This is a genomic window from Paenibacillus sp. FA6, assembly GCF_051550225.1.
GTDB lineage: Bacteria > Bacillota > Bacilli > Paenibacillales > Paenibacillaceae > Paenibacillus_AQ.
The window spans coordinates 1547824-1563524 of the sequence record NZ_CP188820.1 but is presented as its reverse complement, the minus strand read 5'-3'; the positions used below and the strand labels follow the sequence as shown (position 1 = coordinate 1563524).

General features: G+C 37.9%; 21 protein-coding genes and 1 pseudogene. 8 read left to right on the top strand and 14 right to left on the bottom strand.

Annotated elements, in window-relative coordinates; all coding sequences use genetic code 11:
* Positions 1-239 precede the first annotated feature (239 nt).
* The gene (locus tag ACP8HI_RS07175) at positions 240-653 is read left to right on the top strand and encodes a hypothetical protein (RefSeq protein WP_438350429.1); all 414 of its coding nucleotides are present in this window, start codon (positions 240-242) and stop codon (positions 651-653) included.
* 189 nt (positions 654-842) lie between these two features.
* Here the strand turns inward: ACP8HI_RS07175 and ACP8HI_RS07170 are convergent, their stop codons facing one another.
* On the bottom strand, positions 843-1055 hold the full coding sequence (locus ACP8HI_RS07170) for a hypothetical protein (protein ID WP_438350428.1): 213 nt from the start codon (positions 1053-1055) through the stop codon (positions 843-845).
* Positions 1056-1284: 229 nt separating this feature from the next.
* On the opposite strand from ACP8HI_RS07170, the gene ACP8HI_RS07165 reads away from it, so the two are divergent.
* Entirely contained in the window at positions 1285-1941 is a 657-nt protein-coding gene (locus ACP8HI_RS07165; RefSeq protein WP_438350427.1) for a CatB-related O-acetyltransferase, read from the top strand.
* Positions 1942-2160: 219 nt separating this feature from the next.
* Here the strand turns inward: ACP8HI_RS07165 and ACP8HI_RS07160 are convergent, their stop codons facing one another.
* Positions 2161-2460, bottom strand: coding sequence for a hypothetical protein (locus ACP8HI_RS07160; protein ID WP_438350426.1), 300 nt, complete (start codon positions 2458-2460; stop codon positions 2161-2163).
* A 317-nt stretch (positions 2461-2777) separates the two neighbouring features.
* Positions 2778-3041: a hypothetical protein gene (locus tag ACP8HI_RS07155; protein WP_438350425.1), complete on the bottom strand. Its 264-nt coding sequence runs from the start codon at positions 3039-3041 to the stop codon at positions 2778-2780.
* A gap of 182 nt (positions 3042-3223) precedes the next feature.
* Between ACP8HI_RS07155 and ACP8HI_RS07150 the strand changes: the two genes are divergently transcribed.
* Positions 3224-3754: a GNAT family N-acetyltransferase gene (locus ACP8HI_RS07150; RefSeq protein ID WP_438350424.1), complete on the top strand. Its 531-nt coding sequence runs from the start codon at positions 3224-3226 to the stop codon at positions 3752-3754.
* A 119-nt stretch (positions 3755-3873) separates the two neighbouring features.
* Here ACP8HI_RS07150 and ACP8HI_RS07145 read toward each other — a convergent pair whose 3' ends face one another.
* Positions 3874-4251, bottom strand: a complete 378-nt coding sequence (locus ACP8HI_RS07145; protein WP_438350423.1) for a 2-oxoglutarate dehydrogenase E1 — start codon at positions 4249-4251, stop codon at positions 3874-3876.
* A gap of 95 nt (positions 4252-4346) precedes the next feature.
* Positions 4347-4757, bottom strand: coding sequence for a hypothetical protein (locus tag ACP8HI_RS07140; protein ID WP_438350422.1), 411 nt, complete (start codon positions 4755-4757; stop codon positions 4347-4349).
* A 166-nt stretch (positions 4758-4923) separates the two neighbouring features.
* On the opposite strand from ACP8HI_RS07140, the gene ACP8HI_RS07135 reads away from it, so the two are divergent.
* From ACP8HI_RS07135 to ACP8HI_RS07115, 5 genes and pseudogenes are all read left to right on the top strand, one after another.
* Positions 4924-5211, top strand: a complete 288-nt coding sequence (locus ACP8HI_RS07135; protein WP_438350421.1) for a transposase — start codon at positions 4924-4926, stop codon at positions 5209-5211.
* 246 nt (positions 5212-5457) lie between these two features.
* Positions 5458-5622: pseudogene (locus ACP8HI_RS07130) on the top strand (DNA translocase FtsK); the annotation flags it as partial.
* 132 nt (positions 5623-5754) lie between these two features.
* Complete coding sequence (locus ACP8HI_RS07125) at positions 5755-7113, top strand: DUF4041 domain-containing protein (protein WP_438351735.1); 1359 nt, start codon at positions 5755-5757, stop codon at positions 7111-7113.
* Positions 7114-7209: 96 nt separating this feature from the next.
* Entirely contained in the window at positions 7210-8067 is an 858-nt protein-coding gene (locus ACP8HI_RS07120; protein ID WP_438350420.1) for an ImmA/IrrE family metallo-endopeptidase, read from the top strand.
* Between the two features lie 12 nt (positions 8068-8079).
* Entirely contained in the window at positions 8080-9288 is a 1209-nt protein-coding gene (locus ACP8HI_RS07115; RefSeq protein WP_438350419.1) for a tyrosine-type recombinase/integrase, read from the top strand.
* Between the two features lie 139 nt (positions 9289-9427).
* Here ACP8HI_RS07115 and ACP8HI_RS07110 read toward each other — a convergent pair whose 3' ends face one another.
* The 9 genes from ACP8HI_RS07110 to ACP8HI_RS07070 form a co-directional block, all read right to left on the bottom strand.
* Entirely contained in the window at positions 9428-9940 is a 513-nt protein-coding gene (locus ACP8HI_RS07110) for an acyltransferase (RefSeq protein ID WP_438350418.1), read from the bottom strand.
* Between the two features lie 190 nt (positions 9941-10130).
* Positions 10131-10484: a GNAT family N-acetyltransferase gene (locus ACP8HI_RS07105; protein WP_438351734.1), complete on the bottom strand. Its 354-nt coding sequence runs from the start codon at positions 10482-10484 to the stop codon at positions 10131-10133.
* Between the two features lie 33 nt (positions 10485-10517).
* Positions 10518-10874 (bottom strand): hypothetical protein, encoded by a 357-nt coding sequence (locus ACP8HI_RS07100; RefSeq protein WP_438350417.1) that lies wholly within the window; start codon positions 10872-10874, stop codon positions 10518-10520.
* Positions 10875-11411: 537 nt separating this feature from the next.
* The gene (locus tag ACP8HI_RS07095; RefSeq protein WP_438350416.1) at positions 11412-12134 is read right to left on the bottom strand and encodes an HAD family hydrolase; all 723 of its coding nucleotides are present in this window, start codon (positions 12132-12134) and stop codon (positions 11412-11414) included.
* Positions 12131-12694: a histidine phosphatase family protein gene (locus tag ACP8HI_RS07090; protein ID WP_438350415.1), complete on the bottom strand. Its 564-nt coding sequence runs from the start codon at positions 12692-12694 to the stop codon at positions 12131-12133. Before ACP8HI_RS07090 ends, ACP8HI_RS07095 begins: the two co-directional genes overlap by 4 nt.
* Positions 12695-12819: 125 nt before the next feature.
* Positions 12820-13008, bottom strand: coding sequence for a hypothetical protein (locus tag ACP8HI_RS07085; protein ID WP_438350414.1), 189 nt, complete (start codon positions 13006-13008; stop codon positions 12820-12822).
* Positions 13009-13124: 116 nt separating this feature from the next.
* On the bottom strand, positions 13125-13307 hold the full coding sequence (locus ACP8HI_RS07080; protein WP_438350413.1) for a hypothetical protein: 183 nt from the start codon (positions 13305-13307) through the stop codon (positions 13125-13127).
* Positions 13308-13659: 352 nt separating this feature from the next.
* Positions 13660-14664 (bottom strand): FecCD family ABC transporter permease, encoded by a 1005-nt coding sequence (locus ACP8HI_RS07075; RefSeq protein WP_438350412.1) that lies wholly within the window; start codon positions 14662-14664, stop codon positions 13660-13662.
* Entirely contained in the window at positions 14661-15701 is a 1041-nt protein-coding gene (locus tag ACP8HI_RS07070; protein ID WP_438350411.1) for a FecCD family ABC transporter permease, read from the bottom strand. Before ACP8HI_RS07070 ends, ACP8HI_RS07075 begins: the two co-directional genes overlap by 4 nt.

Genomic DNA, 15701 nt, shown 5'->3' with positions numbered 1-15701 from the left:
AACGTCCGCAGCAAAAATGCTTTGCTCTTTGCTTTAAAGCATGCGTACTTTGTTACAAAGAAGGACAAGACCATTTTAACAAGCTCCTGAAATCAGAGTCAACCGATACAAACGTTATGAACGTTCATTTTTGTTAGTATTTATTAGTTTTCCTCACTAATTCTATATTTGTCGACGTCCTATATACCATTAAATAAAACCTTACTGTAATATTAGATAAAAATGAGAGGTGATTTATCTTGTCAAAATCATTACATCAGAGTTCTATTATTATTTATATTGGTGTGTCTGTTTTCGTCTTCCTATTTATAGTTATTGGTACAGACGATATGAGTAAACTAAGCAATATTTTCGAAAAAATGGCAACTGTTAATTTTACAATCTCCATTGGTTACGGAGCATTACTGGCTGCTATAGCGGCTCTTGCTTCCCATAACACTAGTCAAGACAATAAAATCAAAAATGAACTTGTGACATTTGTACACGTAACGATTTTTTATGTTTTATTAAATATCATAATTTTTCTTATCTCATTTCTTTTAGATGATAATTATATTGCAGTAGTTGGTCGATTACTTATTGGTTTCCTTGTAGTAATATTAACTCTTTATTCACATTTACTTTTGAAGCTTTCAGTTAAATTAATCTACTAATTGTAAAACGGCGAGAAGATTTACGCCCCAGTTTAACGCTGCATGAGCAGCTGTGCGTGTCATTCTCGCCTATTTCTATGTTCCTAATATACCATGGAAAAACTGTCATGTGGTGCTCAACTTAGGGTCAGCTTACGTTCAGGTTGTGCTCACTTTACAGTCAAATAATAATTAGAAATCGTTAACACTTTAAATCCTCGAACTGTACCGATAAAACTTATTGCGTACATATTCAAACGCTTGTCTCAAATTCATATGAGTAGTTAACCTAGTCTGTTTAACTTGTTTTATAAATTCAGCCGCATCAAAGGTTAACCCGTGTATTTTGTATTCCTTTTCTCTTTTCATCGCATATCTTTCAATCTCTTTCATGATCTCTATAGCAGGATTATTATATTTCACTTTAAATCTCTCCCTTTACTTCGCTTAATTTTCGTACTGCGACATTAATCTTCTTCCTCACAATAACTGTGAGTTTGACGAACAGATAATTCGTTTGTTACAATCTCAACAACAAATAGGAAAAGGATGAGGACGATGGTTCGTCGTTTGAAACGGTTTAAGAATGTTGCTACCGCATTAAGCTTCTAAGTAAAAAATGATCTATACTACTTAGAAGCGAGGGAAAATAATGAAAAAACATCGATTTGAACACTGGTCTGAAATTAAGTATCTAAAGGATATTGTCACCAACCCAATGATTAAAGTAGGGGAATACTCTTACTATTCTGGTTATTACGATAACCATGATTTTGAAGATGGGTGCGTTAGATACCTATGGGGGGATGAAAAATCTAGAAAGCTATTTAACCCCATTGAAGATCACGGTTGGCATATAGATAAGTTGATTATTGGAAATTACGTATGCATTGCAAGTGGTGTAATTATTTTAATGGGTGGAAATCACAATCATCATCCTGAATGGATTACTGTGTATCCGTTTGTGGAGAAGATTGAAACTTCTTATGAACCAAAAGGGGATACCATCATCGAAAGTGATGCCTGGATTGGCATGAATGCAATGATTATGCCAGGTGTGACAATAGGTGAAGGTTCCATTGTTGCGGCTGGATCGGTTGTAGCAAAAGATGTCCCACCATATACGATAGTGGGCGGTAACCCTGCTAAAGAGATAAAGAAACGCTTTACAGACAAAGAAATCGAAAAGTTAAAGGAAATGCGTTGGTTCGATTGGGAACGCGAGAAAATTGAACGGGCCAGTCATATCTTGTCAAGTTCTTCTATTAATCAATTATATGACTTTTATCAAAGGGAAATAAAACCATAACTTTTAATTCTAGATCACCTCATTGAATAAAAAAATAAGTTTAATAAGCCATAAGCCCTTCTTAATTAGCTAATTAAGAAGGGCTATTTTTTTAGAGATAATTACAATTCTTTGAAACTCATCCTGCACAGTTTGTGTCTAATACCTACCTAAAACTGCGCATCGTCTTGCTGGAAAAACCCCATAAGCTTAAGTGTATTAGCCATACTCTCTTCACCCTCAGCAATCTTCCTGCGGATCGTGCTGTCGCTCAAGCCATGTCTCTTTATATGAATATCCCTGGATATATCGATAATCAATAGCCTTCTTTGAATCGTCATCTCGTATGATCCCCCACGCTCTCCTTAGTTGATGAGTATAGAAGTTATATTGTTGATACACCCAGCGTTGCTTTTCGATTAGAATGGCTGCATTTGCTGTCTTGTCAGCATGCATGTCCTCCTGACCGATCCGTCTTGCCGATTCCCCATCTATGGCAACTTGTTTCAGTTCTTGTCCGAAATTTTCAAAGTCGCTCATAAGTGAAATCATGCTTTTATATTTACCGAGCAAGAATTTTGTTCGCTGGATCTCTGTTTTGTTCGCTTCTGGAAAGAGCTCCCCTTATCCCCATGCCATCGCCATTCCCCTCATTCCCCTTTGTGTTATAATTGGATGAGGATGAAGGAAACATTTACCGATTGACCCCCGCGCCGGCCAGGTATTGGGGGTCTTTGATTTCAAACTACTTTTCATTCACTTTATCCGTGAGTTCGTTGACCTTATCAACTAGTTCGTTGCAAAACTTTGCTAAGGCAGCCACGTCCTCACGAGTATTGTGAAATAAGCCTCCACCATTAGATGGTCTGAAACGTTTTATTATTTTCTTGATCATGTTTTTCTTCCTCTCTCCCCTTATCAACTTTGCGAAGAGCTACAACCGCCTGTTTATATGCATGAATTTCATCATTAGCCTCTGCTAGCTTGGTCTGAGTGCTTTCGTCCTTTATATAGCACCAGTTACCGTCTACCTTAATCTGAGGATGTAGCACCTTTAGAGTTGATGGCGGTTTTGATGGTATCAAGTAGGTGTTTTCTTTGAGTCTGATTCTAGTATTCAATTCATTCCCTCCTTTTTATTGCGCTATATCTTCGAACTGTGACATAACCAAAATCTTTAAACTTTCTTGTTTTATCCTTTTTAACTTGTATAATAATATTATCTTGAACCATGAAGGGACTGGACTATGCGCAGATATCAATATCTTGACCCCAAAATAAAAACATAAATGGAGGTAAAATATTGATTACAAAACTACAAACCCAAAGATTAGTTTTAAGAAAAATGAAAGCATCAGACTCGGCTAGCTTGTTTACAATTTGGTCTGATCCAGAAGTTACAAAGTTTATGAATATCAATAGTTTCACTGATGAAAGCCAAGCAGTAGATATGATTGAAATACTTGATAAGTTATATCGGGAAAACCGAGCTATTCGTTATTCAATAATTGAATTAGAATCAAATGAAATTATCGGTTCTTGTGGTTATAACTCCTTAGATTTCTCAAACGCCAAAGCAGAAATCGGTTACGATATTAGTAAAGATTTTTGGGGCAAGGGATATGCGAAGGAAGCCATTCTCTCTCTAATGGATTATGCGTTTAGCGCTTTAGAATTCAATAGAATAGAAGCAAAAGTTGAACCTGAAAACATCAATTCCATAAAAGTCTTACAAAAGTTAAACTTTACATTCGAAGGAACAATGAGAAAGTGCGAAAAATCAAAAGAAAAGTTTATTGATCTAAGTACTTATTCGAAATTAATAACAGATTAACTTATATTGCTTAGCCTACATTTTAATGAATGTAGGCTATTTTCTATCCTGTATTTCAACGTTTAAATAATTTAATAAGTTGAACAGTTTGTGTCTACTGCGCATTTGTACTTGCTACGTCATGACTGTGCCTCCCAATTCCAAAGACCTTGCTGCCCTTTGCTTGGGATCGGATCCTTTAAAGGTTTTATATCAGCGAGTTCCCAGGCATAGCGGCCATCGGTGTAATCTCCAAAATAGTACTCATCAGGGAACTTCCCAGCCCAACCTAACGTTATACCCCCAGCAGTCGTACTCTTAAGCCATACAGGTCCACTATCTTCTTGTTCAGATGCCTTCCTTTCAACCTTGTAACAATCTGATAAGTTACATGTTGCTAGGATTGCACCCGTAGGCAAATCATTAATGGTCAGGATTCCATGCTTTCGTAATGCATCGTAGATTTCAGGTTCCATCCATGCATCCTTATCCACTTTCTTCCCGGCATGAATTGCCAATGGTCCGCGGTGTTTTGTTACCCAGCTACGCGTTTCAAATTTCTTTTATCCGAGCGCAATCAGCGTTGCCCATGGCTGAATGATGGTTATAGCTTTCATATTTGATCTACCTCCTTCAGAACAATCACATCAAAGATCAGTTCAATTCGTCCGGCCCGCCGGTTATCAACGACCTCATCCTCGATATCCGTTACTTCCGCTTGAGCGTCAATCCCATGCTTTTGTAAAATCCCAATGATATGCTTCTCTAGTTGGTCCTCGGTCCATTTAGAGAAATCAGGCGTGTCTTGCTTAGTAACGACCTGAATCATTCGCGGACCTACACCCTTTTTGACGTACCCCTTGCTAACTAGCTGCTCAAGTAAACAAAACGCTATGGAATGTGACTCCAAATCAAGATGCTCTGCAATCTCCCGGACAGTTTGCGGATACGTATTTTTAATAATGAATGACTTTATGAAGTCCATTGCCTCAGTTTGACGCCAGGTTAACGGTTTGGTTGTCATGTATTTCCCCCTTTGGTTTGCGCTTAATCTTCAAATTACGCAGCATTGAGTTTATCCGCAATTAAATCACACCATCCTGTCTACTTATTAAGTAAGTATTATTCCACCTTTGTTTATCCGCCTATATTTCAGGTGATAATTAGCTATATATGAAAGGAGGGGTTTTTTGAAGATTTTATTAGTTATTGCCAGCGTTTCTTTTCCAATTGTTATGTTTTATATACAGAATAAAAGTAAGAAATTCCAAATTATTTTTAATATTATAGCTGTTATGTCAGCAATTATTTTCGGGATTATTGCATCAACTTCCATATTTCAAATCCTAATCGACAATACTGTATTTATGACTGCAATTCACGGCATTTTTCTTAATCCTTTTTTTCTGATAACTGGAGCTTATCTTGGTGTATTCATCGTTTATAGACTACTGATTCTGACAATGGATGAAAGATAGCATCATACTCCATTGTCTCAGCTTCCCTTTACTACACATATAAGCCCTAACGGCTTTTATTTTTACCGTCACACCAAACATACATTCTACCTTTAGCAAATACCTCAACCGATGGGGATAGATAAGGTGATCAATATGAGCGACCTTCTTAAAAGATTAAGAGTGCAATTAATTAAAGATAATAAGCCACCCTCAAGATTAATCATTACTTCTCAAATATCGAAGTTAACAGAAGAAGATCTAGCGCTATTACAAAAGGCAGTACAAGTGGTTCTAAAGGCGAAGAACGCTTCCGTTTCTATTCTTCAAAGACAAATGAGACTTGGATATACTGAATGTGCAGGGTTAATTGACACGATGGAGCAGATAGGGATAGTTGGTCCATATGAAGGAAGCGCACCACGAGAAATATACGTGGAACCGCTATCGACTTTGGTAGAATCACCTTCTGAAATTACGGTAGAACAAACACTTTGTACAACAACTACCAATAATATAAGCCCTCCTCCCGACAAATATAGGAGATCTACCGGAGGTGGTTTTATGAGTCTATTCGATATTTTTAAGATTACAAAGTTTAAAGATAAAATATTAACTCTTCAAAATGAAAATGCTGAACTTAAATCGCTTTTACAACCTGAACATTACGAATTACTTGATTTAAAAAAGGAAATCGCATCTTCAATCAGTGAGAAAGAAAAAATTGAATATGATACCCAGACGGCAAATTCGATTCTTTTAACTCTAACCACTCAATACGAAGCCCAAAAACAAAAACTATTAGTTATAGATGAACAACTATTGCTAGAATCCTTTGCACATTATGAGCCGAAATATGAGTTACAAAATAGTTCTGACTACAATATCAAGCTGGATTCGATTAGAGTACAGCAAAAAAATATGATTAAAGCCGGAACCGCTTGTACAGGAAATATGGGTTGGACCGTCAACAATAAAGCTTCTGAAGGCAAAAAGATGGTTAACGATATGATTAAGCTCGTACTACGGTCCTTCAATAATGAATGTGATGTATGTGTCTCTAATGTCAAATTTAATAATATTGAAACTCATGAAAAGAGAATTAACAGTTCATATGATGCACTAGAAAAACTCGGGAAAATCATGCAGGTATCTATCTCCTTCGAATATAAAAAATTGAAATTTGAAGAACTCTACTTGGCCCATGAATTTCAATTAAAAAAACAGGAAGAGAAAGAGGAACAAAAACAGATTCGAGATCAAATACGTGAAGAAGCCAAACTTCAAAAGGAAATTGAGGAAACTCGCAAGACAGTCGATAAAGAAAAGAAACATCACTCTAATGCACTTGATAAAGCAAAAAAACAACTGGAAGCATGCGACTCTATAGAAGAACGTACCTCCATTCAAGAAAAAATTGACGAACTAAATCTAAACTTAATAGAAATTGATCGTCAACTTAAAGATATTGATTATCGCGAAGCGAATCAGAGAGCTGGCTATGTTTATGTTATTTCTAATATCGGTGCGTTTGGCGAGAATATATTTAAAATCGGGATGACTAGAAGACTTGATCCATATGATCGTGTATATGAACTAAGTGATGCCTCTGTTCCTTTCAATTTCGATGTGCATGCCATGATATTCTCAGATGACGCACCGAAACTTGAAAATGCGTTACATAATATGTTTGAAGACAGAAAAGTAAATGCAATTAATTATAGAAGGGAGTTTTTTAGAGTCACCCTTGATGAAATCGAAGACGTTATTAAGAAGAATCACGATAAAACCGTAGAATTCATCAAAACTGCAGAAGCAGAACAATATAGAGAATCCTTGTTAATTAGACAACGAAAGTCAGCTGCTACTTTTGAAATAGAACAAGCATATAAGGAAGCGGCTGTTACAGTAGAAAATTATTAAATTAATCCCCCAAGCCAGAAATGGCTTTTCTTTTCACCACAAAACAGAACATACATTCGAAAATCAGAGGTTTTCACCATATATAAGCACTATAAAATGACTGCACTAGAAGAGTTTCTGGAGGATATATATCTTCAATGCAACATTATCGAACCCCATCAAATTACGGTTGATGAGATTTCCCATCGCTTAAATGTTTGGGTTCATTATATGGACATTAGAAGTCGAGCTTTAGAGTCAGTTGCAGGTATGCACAGCATGTTCCTAGATGGTCGAATACCGTCAGAAGAACAACATCTAGAATTCCTGCACGAGCTGTGCCATCTTCTACGTCATGCTGGTAATCAAACGGTACTCCCGGAATTGTTTACTCAAGCTCAAGAGGATGAGGCGAATCTGTTTGTTATGTATGCAGCTATCCCCTTCTCGATGTTTGCAAAACTATCAATTCCAGATCAGCGAGGGGAAGCGATAAACTATATAGCCCGCAAGTTTCAGGTCACTCATGAATTCGCAGAGCAGCGACTGGATCAGATTCAACGTCGCGAATTACAGGGGCTCTTTGATGCCGTAATGAATGAACATGCCCTACACAACGAAGTGGCAGCCACAAGCGAGAATCTTAACAATGGATTGGCTATCTATGCCTACTATGATCCAAACGGAAATTATGATGCACCATCACAAATCATCGTGAATGTTGACCATGATTTGTTAATTAATCAAGAAGAGTTACTCTTCTCTCCTAATGGACCGTTTATACAAATAGAAAAGGGTAATATCCATGACTTCATTGGAAAGCCTATCTTTTCAGATGATATCGAATTTAGAGAGAATCATATCGTTCTAAATCTACGCGGTATCGCTGAACGATACAGGTACAATGCTCGGAGATTAGTGCTCCAATTTAGCGATATAGAAAATGTCATGGATTTTGAAAAGTCATATTTTTAGGAGGAGATCAATGTGGCTAGCTACACTAAAATCCCTGCAAACAACAAGCAGGGGTATAAATGGATATGTACAATTGATGGTCCCCCCGATCCGGTCACGGGCAAGCGCAATCAGATACCTCGCCGAGGGGATACAAAGAAAGAAGCAGAGCAACGCTGTCAGGATGTTTCAAATAAATTGTTAGGACACGGAATCGACAATAAGAAATTTAAGAAGATGACATTCGAAGATGTCGCATGGGATTGGCTTAAAACTTATTCAAAGGGGAACGTGAAGGACAGTACGGTAGACGCAAGGACAACGGAGATAAAGATACTATTACGATACTTTGCTAAAGTTACTATAGATAAGATCACGCATAGACAATATCAAAATTTTATTAATAATTTGGACGATGAGGAATACTCCAGGAATACTATTCTAGGCGTGCACAGTACCGCGAACATGATAATGAAACATGCCATCAAACATAAGATGAGATTAGATAACCCTTGTATCGATGTTGTGATTCCTGTTAAAATGCTAACCGTCGAAGAAATTGAGAGTGCCACTATTGAAGAAGGTTACCTTGAGAAATCAGAGTTGGCTGAGTTTTTATCTGCAACGCTAGAACATGGGGAGCCTCAAGACGTGGAGATATTCTTCACGCTCGCTTTTAGCGGAATGCGCTCGGGAGAACTTTGCGCCTGGAGATGGCCCGATCTGAGTTTTATAACCAATATAGTGCGAATCACCAAGACGATATATAGTCGCACAAATAATATGCGAAAATACAAGTTGACTCCCCCGAAAACCACCGCATCGATTCGTGATTTTGATTTAGATGATAGTATTATGAGACGGCTTGAAAAACACAAGAAGAATCAAGCTGAAGCTAAGCTAATAAATAAAACCTTGTTCTTAGATTACCACGATAATGACTTTGTATTTGCCCGTAAAAATGGGTACCCGTTTTTTCAAGGAAATATACTATCTAAAATGGAGAAAATACTCAAGAAAACAAATATAAAGAAGAGAGCAACCCCTCATATCTTTCGGCATACCCACATTAGTATGCTTGCGGAAGCAGGAGTAGATCTAAAGACCATCATGAAACGGGTTGGACATGACGATGCAAAAACCACCCTAAAGATCTATACACATGTCTCCGATAAAATGAAAAAGAGTACCACAGAAAAGATCAAAACTCACTTTGCAGATATTCTTAATTTTGATTTCTAGCAGAGAATGTGATTTTTATGTGATTTAATCAAATAAGGCTACCTCTCGGAAACCTTATAAACACTGGCATTTCAAGGGTTTTGATGTATTACTTATAAGATTGGTCCAATCTTACAGAAATAAATAGACGATTGTCAAGTTAATCTCTAACCCAGCCATCCTCAATAATTAGTTCTCGAATCACTTTCGCTGGACTTCCTCCCGCCAATACATTGTTAGGAATATCCTTATTCACGGTACTCTTCGCGGCAATGACAGCGTTATCTCCGATCGTAACGCCCGGAAGTATAGTACAATCCGCTCCAATCCAAACATTATTGCCGATGACTATTTTTTTGCTGAGTTCACCTTTGTCCGTAGAATCCAAACGATGGTAATTGCTATCAAAAATGCTCGTTCTTGGACCAATCTTGACATGATCTCCAATGATAATTTCTTTATTAGCCGCGATTCCTACTCCTGCATTAACGTATACATGATCCCCGATGGTTAAGGTAGCACCCTTGGTACTCGTTATTTGAACCGCCCATGGATGTCCTACTATGGAGAGATTCTTTCCAACTCGGATTTCTCCCATTTTATTAACGAATACTTTCCCTCGTATCTTTGACGATATATCACCGAATTTGTAAAACCCTTTAAATTTGTACATTACTCCCTTTAATCCCATATAAACATCTAACCCTTCCAAATAGTTCGCTTTACGAACAGTATAACAGATATTACATAGATTTTCGCATTAATATTATTCGTTTTGAATAACTTTTCAAGAGGAAACGTAGTAGAATACCACAAACATCTGCAAGGTGCACAAGGTCTTGTACGTTGAATTATTTATACACTTACAACACTTTCTTATGTCTATACCAGTATGTATATTGCTCTTTATAGTTTAGTTTGTTATATAATTGGATTGCAGAAATGTTATTCTTAACGACTAATAAATAACTTTTAGTTGCACCGATCGATTTGGCCCAATGTAAAATGTGTAGTATCAATTGTTCTCCATACCCTTTATTTCTGTATTGTTTATCCGTGACAACGTCATATAATCCTACATAATCCCCTTCTACTACACCTAGTCCACAGGCTACTGGAATTGAATTATTATACAATGTAAAATAACCTCCTCTCAACTGAGAACCGGCTATTATCTTCTGAGTAATTAACTTGTTACACTTTGAGAGTCCATTCATTTCTGACATGATTCCGAGCCACTTATCGTTCAATCATTCAGCAATCTCAACATCTTTAACAGATGGCTCTTTAATATCAGTTAAGCTTTCTAATGTTTGTACACTTGAGGGGTCTAGAACGCCATATCCCCTATCCTCCAACGCTTTATCTAACGATTCTGGTACAAAGGGTGTTATCTTAAAAATGACATCTAAGTTAGATCTTGAATAGATCTCTTCACAGTTCATGATTTTCTTCTTTAGATTATCATCGATTCCGTTATATATTGCATTTATGGAATTGGATCTTTTCGTATATACATCAGCAAACCGCAATAGCCAGCCATCTTGAATAAGTGTCTGTAATGCTGGCCAGGCGTTTAATGAGTATTCTTCAATTGTTTTGTTCATTCAAACAAATCTCCCTTAACTTTAATATGCATAAATATACAATATATTTAATATATATTCAATATCTAAATAAAAATATTCATCCTATTCTGCAACTCTTTATAGGAAATTTGGCGACGAATACGTGGTCTTTTTTTTCTCAAAACGGAGATCTAATTTCGAAAAACAAATCCAACTATATTCTTTTGTTTCTAGTTATAATGTTGCTATTCTCAAATAAAAAAGGTGGCCCTTTCTAAAGAGGCCACCTCACTTTGCTTATCATTTCATATTTTTAGGTATTAGCAAATCTTGCACTGTTGTATTGTCGTTGAGCCAATTAGATATAAGATTTTTTGTATACTCCAAATCTTCTGGATCAATATCATAATACCAACACGTAGTACCCCTCACCATGTAACATATAACTTTCAAATGTCGGCTGGTTATCTTTTAAATAGATATTCTCTGAAAGATTAATAATAAAATCCGAGTCCATGTAAGTTGCACAGTTTTCTTGGGAGACATCTCCGTTTACCTTTATATGTTTCCTAATTGTTATAATCCCACAACATGTACAAGATCCATAAGATTTGAAATGTTATATTTCGGCTTAATCCCTTCAGGTAACATGACATTGTGGCGATTGTAAAAACAAAAATCGATTCCTGAATTAAGAGCACCATGATAGTCATCTTGTAGTGAATCCCCTATAAAAAGGACTTCTTTGTTACCAAGTTGGAAGTCATTTAAGGAAATATCAAAAATTTCTTTGTGTGGTTTTCTAATCCCTACTTCATCAGATATGACTAGGCTACTAAACAAATGATCGATATTCCCTGCTTTAAGCCTTTTTCTTTGAGATACACTTATACCATTTGTAATGATCCCTAGAGGATATCTATCTTTAAATATGGACAATATTTGTTCTGCCCCATCCTCGAAATAACAGGTATTGCAGAAATAGTTCCAGTACGTGTCTGATAATTTATTATGTAGTAACTCCTCTAGATTGAGAGAATCTCTAAATGAAAACCTTAATACATCCTCGATGGATTTTATCTCACCACCATTGACAAAATCCACCCAATAACGAAAATTATGACCTGAGAAATCATTCCAAAACAAATCCCATGCCATTACATCATCCATAAAAAGCTGGTGATCATTGCACGTTTTTTTCATGGAATCAACTTCACATGAACTAAAATTTAATAGGGTATTATCCAAGTCAAATATAATGGCCTTATACATCGTTGTTCGCCCACTTTCTTCGTTCATTTCCACAATCTCGTTACATTAGATAATTCCAGTCCTTCAAAATCCATCTTATATATATCCGGCATCGTGGTGGATCCCCAGAAAAAATAATCGTATTCTGCATCGAAGTGGTTCATCATTAAGGTCATGATGTCTCCATGTGTGCCAATTGCAATCCGCTTTCCTTGATAATAATTAAGTATCTTCTCAATAATTTCTACCCCTCTTTTTTGGGCCTGTTGACTTGATTCTCCATTTGGGAAGGTATAGTTGAAGTCTTCGTACACTTTTCTTTTCGCTTCTTTAAAACCCCAATTCGAGAAATCTCCTATCACTCTTTCTCTCAAGTCCTCTTCGATTAAGATATCCGCAAAAAGTTCATCAGCTAGGTTTTGAATCGTTTGTATAGCTCTTTCATATGGGCTTGAGACCCATACGTCAATTCCTTCGTTGATCAACAACTCTTTAACCTTCATTGAATCGAGCATGCCTTTATCGGATAATCCTCTCGAACGCTCTTCCCCCTCAATAAAGGGTGATTCTGCATGTCTTACGAAGTAAATCCTAGTCTGATTCACCATTTCTTAGATCACTACTTTCTTAAATACTAGACTCTCATAAGAATGCCTTTGTTCCGTCTAAGCCCTTTCTTATCTTGAGCATATCAAATAATCGGCCCTCATTATCGATAGCACGTATTTCCAAATCATCGGATACCTTTACATATTGACAATAAATGATCCGGTTTGCGATAGTTGCCTTGATATCCGCTATGTATTCTTTCTGCTATATACACTTCCACTTTGGAGACCGCTTGCTCTGATGTCTCCCACATGAATGTCATACTGTTCTCAGTTGGCCATTGCAAATAGGGTCCCTTCATGATTGTAAACACATTAATCCCTCCGTTCAGGTAAAATATCTCAATCATTGGCATAGTGTGCACTACGGAAGTTAGGGGACTTTGCCATCTATGTATGAAATGGATCCATCCCTTTCTTCAATCCGTGTTTAATTTCCTTTGAGATGTTTAGCCGTATTGGCTACGCCAGTAATAGCAAATAATAACGCGACGAATCCAAAACCATAGGTGAATTTCCAATTACTATGATCTGAGATTACCACGGTAACAACAAAAGCAATTGCCGCCAAAAAATTAAAAATAGCAATGGTCAAATAGTTAATTCCTTTCAAACTAGGCCCCTCCTTTCATAATTATAAAGACAACAATTATTTAGAAACTTCTATTATTATTTAATTGGTAGTTCTATTATATCAATTAGTACAGCAACTGTAATCTCAATTGACAAGTAGAAACGGCTATGCCGTCCTTTTTCAAAGACGGCACCCGTTTCAGCGGAAATATAAGGAATAGAGTATCAAGAATCAATTTCATAATTACGCAACCCGATTTAGCTGCATCGGCGATTATGAAATTGATTCTAGTGAAACTTATACTTTCTTATATTTTAAATAAGAGGACTATTCCCTCGCAGAAGAAACTCTTCTCGTGGGATAGTCCTCTTTTCGTTGTGACACCGCTCACTCAGCGGGTTAGCAAGTACAGAAAGTAAGGAACACTTAGCATCGTCACAATGATGCCCGCTGGAATATCCGCGCCAAAGCTGACTGTGCGAGCAATTGTATCAGCCGCTAGCATGATCAAAGCACCAATAAGAGCCGAAGCTGGAAGAAGAAGCTTATGGTCAGGCCCAACCAACTTGCGTGCTACATGCGGACTGATTAATCCTAAGAAAAAGATGGAACCCCCCACTGCCACACTGCCTGATGCAATAGCGACAGCGGCGATCGCCAACCCAAGAAACTCTTTTTTTACATGAGTACCTACTCCTTTAGCCATTTCGTTGCCAAGGTTTAATACATTAAGGACCAACGATTTGTTCCATATATACAAAAAAAGAAGCAATACCCATGGAGCAAGGAGTGCAATATACCTCCATTCATCTCCCCATAAATAACCAGCTTGCCATTTCTGCGCAAATGAATACTGATCTTCATCCAGCTTTAACGTTAGAAACAAAGTTAATGCGCTAAGACCCACATTCATTGCTGCACCTGTTAGCACTAGCCGTGTTGGAGAAGGGCCGCTTCGTTTCCTGTAGGCAAGAACGTAGATCAGTAATGCCGCCAGCAAGCCACCTATAAAAGCCATAAGTGGGAGAATAAATGCAGAGGATAACCCAGATAGTCCATGAAGTGATATAAATAAAAGGACCATTAGCCCTGAGCCAGCATTTATGCCGAGAATACCTGGATCAGCCAGATCGTTACGAACAAGTCCTTGCAAAACAGTTCCCGAGAGTGCCATTCCCATTCCTACGAGTATGGCAAGCATGATACGTGGTAACCGAAACTCGAACACAACAAGATTTTGCTTATCTGTTCCTTGTCCTAGAAGTACATTCAACACTTCATAGGGGTGAAGGGCCATCTTCCCTATATTCATGCTAAGAAGAACACTAACGGACAGAAGTAGCAGCAAACCCACCAACAATAGCCATCTTTTCCTTCTTATTATTTCATAATTCATTCAAATGCTCTCCCTTCCCTGCGAGAAATGAACAGAAAGAAGGGTACGCCGATGATTGCAAAAATAATGCCAAGTGCCATTTCATTCGGACGATTAATCAGGCGTCCCGTCAGATCCGCGATCAGCATAAAAACGCCACCGTATACAGCCGAGGCTGGAATGATATACCTATAGTCCACTCCAACCATAAACCGCATCATATGCGGTACGATCAAACCAACGAACCCAATGGGACCAACGAGCACAACAGATAGACCTGCCAATATGAGCACAGCAAGCATAGACAGAAGCTTGACGAGTAAGGTTCGCTGTCCTACACCTCTTGCGATCTCCTCACCCAGGCTCAGAATTGTAATCGAGCCAGCCAATCCGATGGATAGTACTAGCCCAGCTAGAAACCAAGGAGCTACCAATGCAAGCTCCTTCCATGTCGCTCCCGCAACACTTCCTGATGTCCAGTAAGCCAACGCTTGTCCAACCTTATATTTAATCGAGATAAATGTACCGATTGCTCCAAAAAGCATCGTAATAGACATACCTGCAAGTACTAAGCGCTGCGGCGTCATGCCCTTTCGGCTAAGAGATGCCGTCAAGATTGTCAGAGTTGCTCCAAATCCGGCTCCGATAAAACATACGAGTAGCAAAGTCGTATACGAGCTCCCAGGGATAAATGCCAAAGCGATCGCCATGGCCAGTGCAGCTCCCGTTGTGATCCCCATGAGTCCAGAATCTGCTAGTGGATTGCGGGTGCTTCCTTGCATAATAGCACCTGCTATCGAAAGGCTTGAGCCAACAATAATATCAGCAATCGTTCGTGGGAATCTCAGAAAGCGAATAATTTGATGTTCGATGAGATTCGAATCAAATGAAAAGATGGCTGTCCATGCCGTTGCTATTTCCATACGTGCTGCGCCGAATGATATGGATGCTGCAGCCGTCAGTAATAGAAGTACGAATCCCACCAGCAGAAAAGTAACAAAATACAGTTTTGGATGCTTGTTTTCTGATGATAAGGGCTGTTTTTTTATACCAATCAT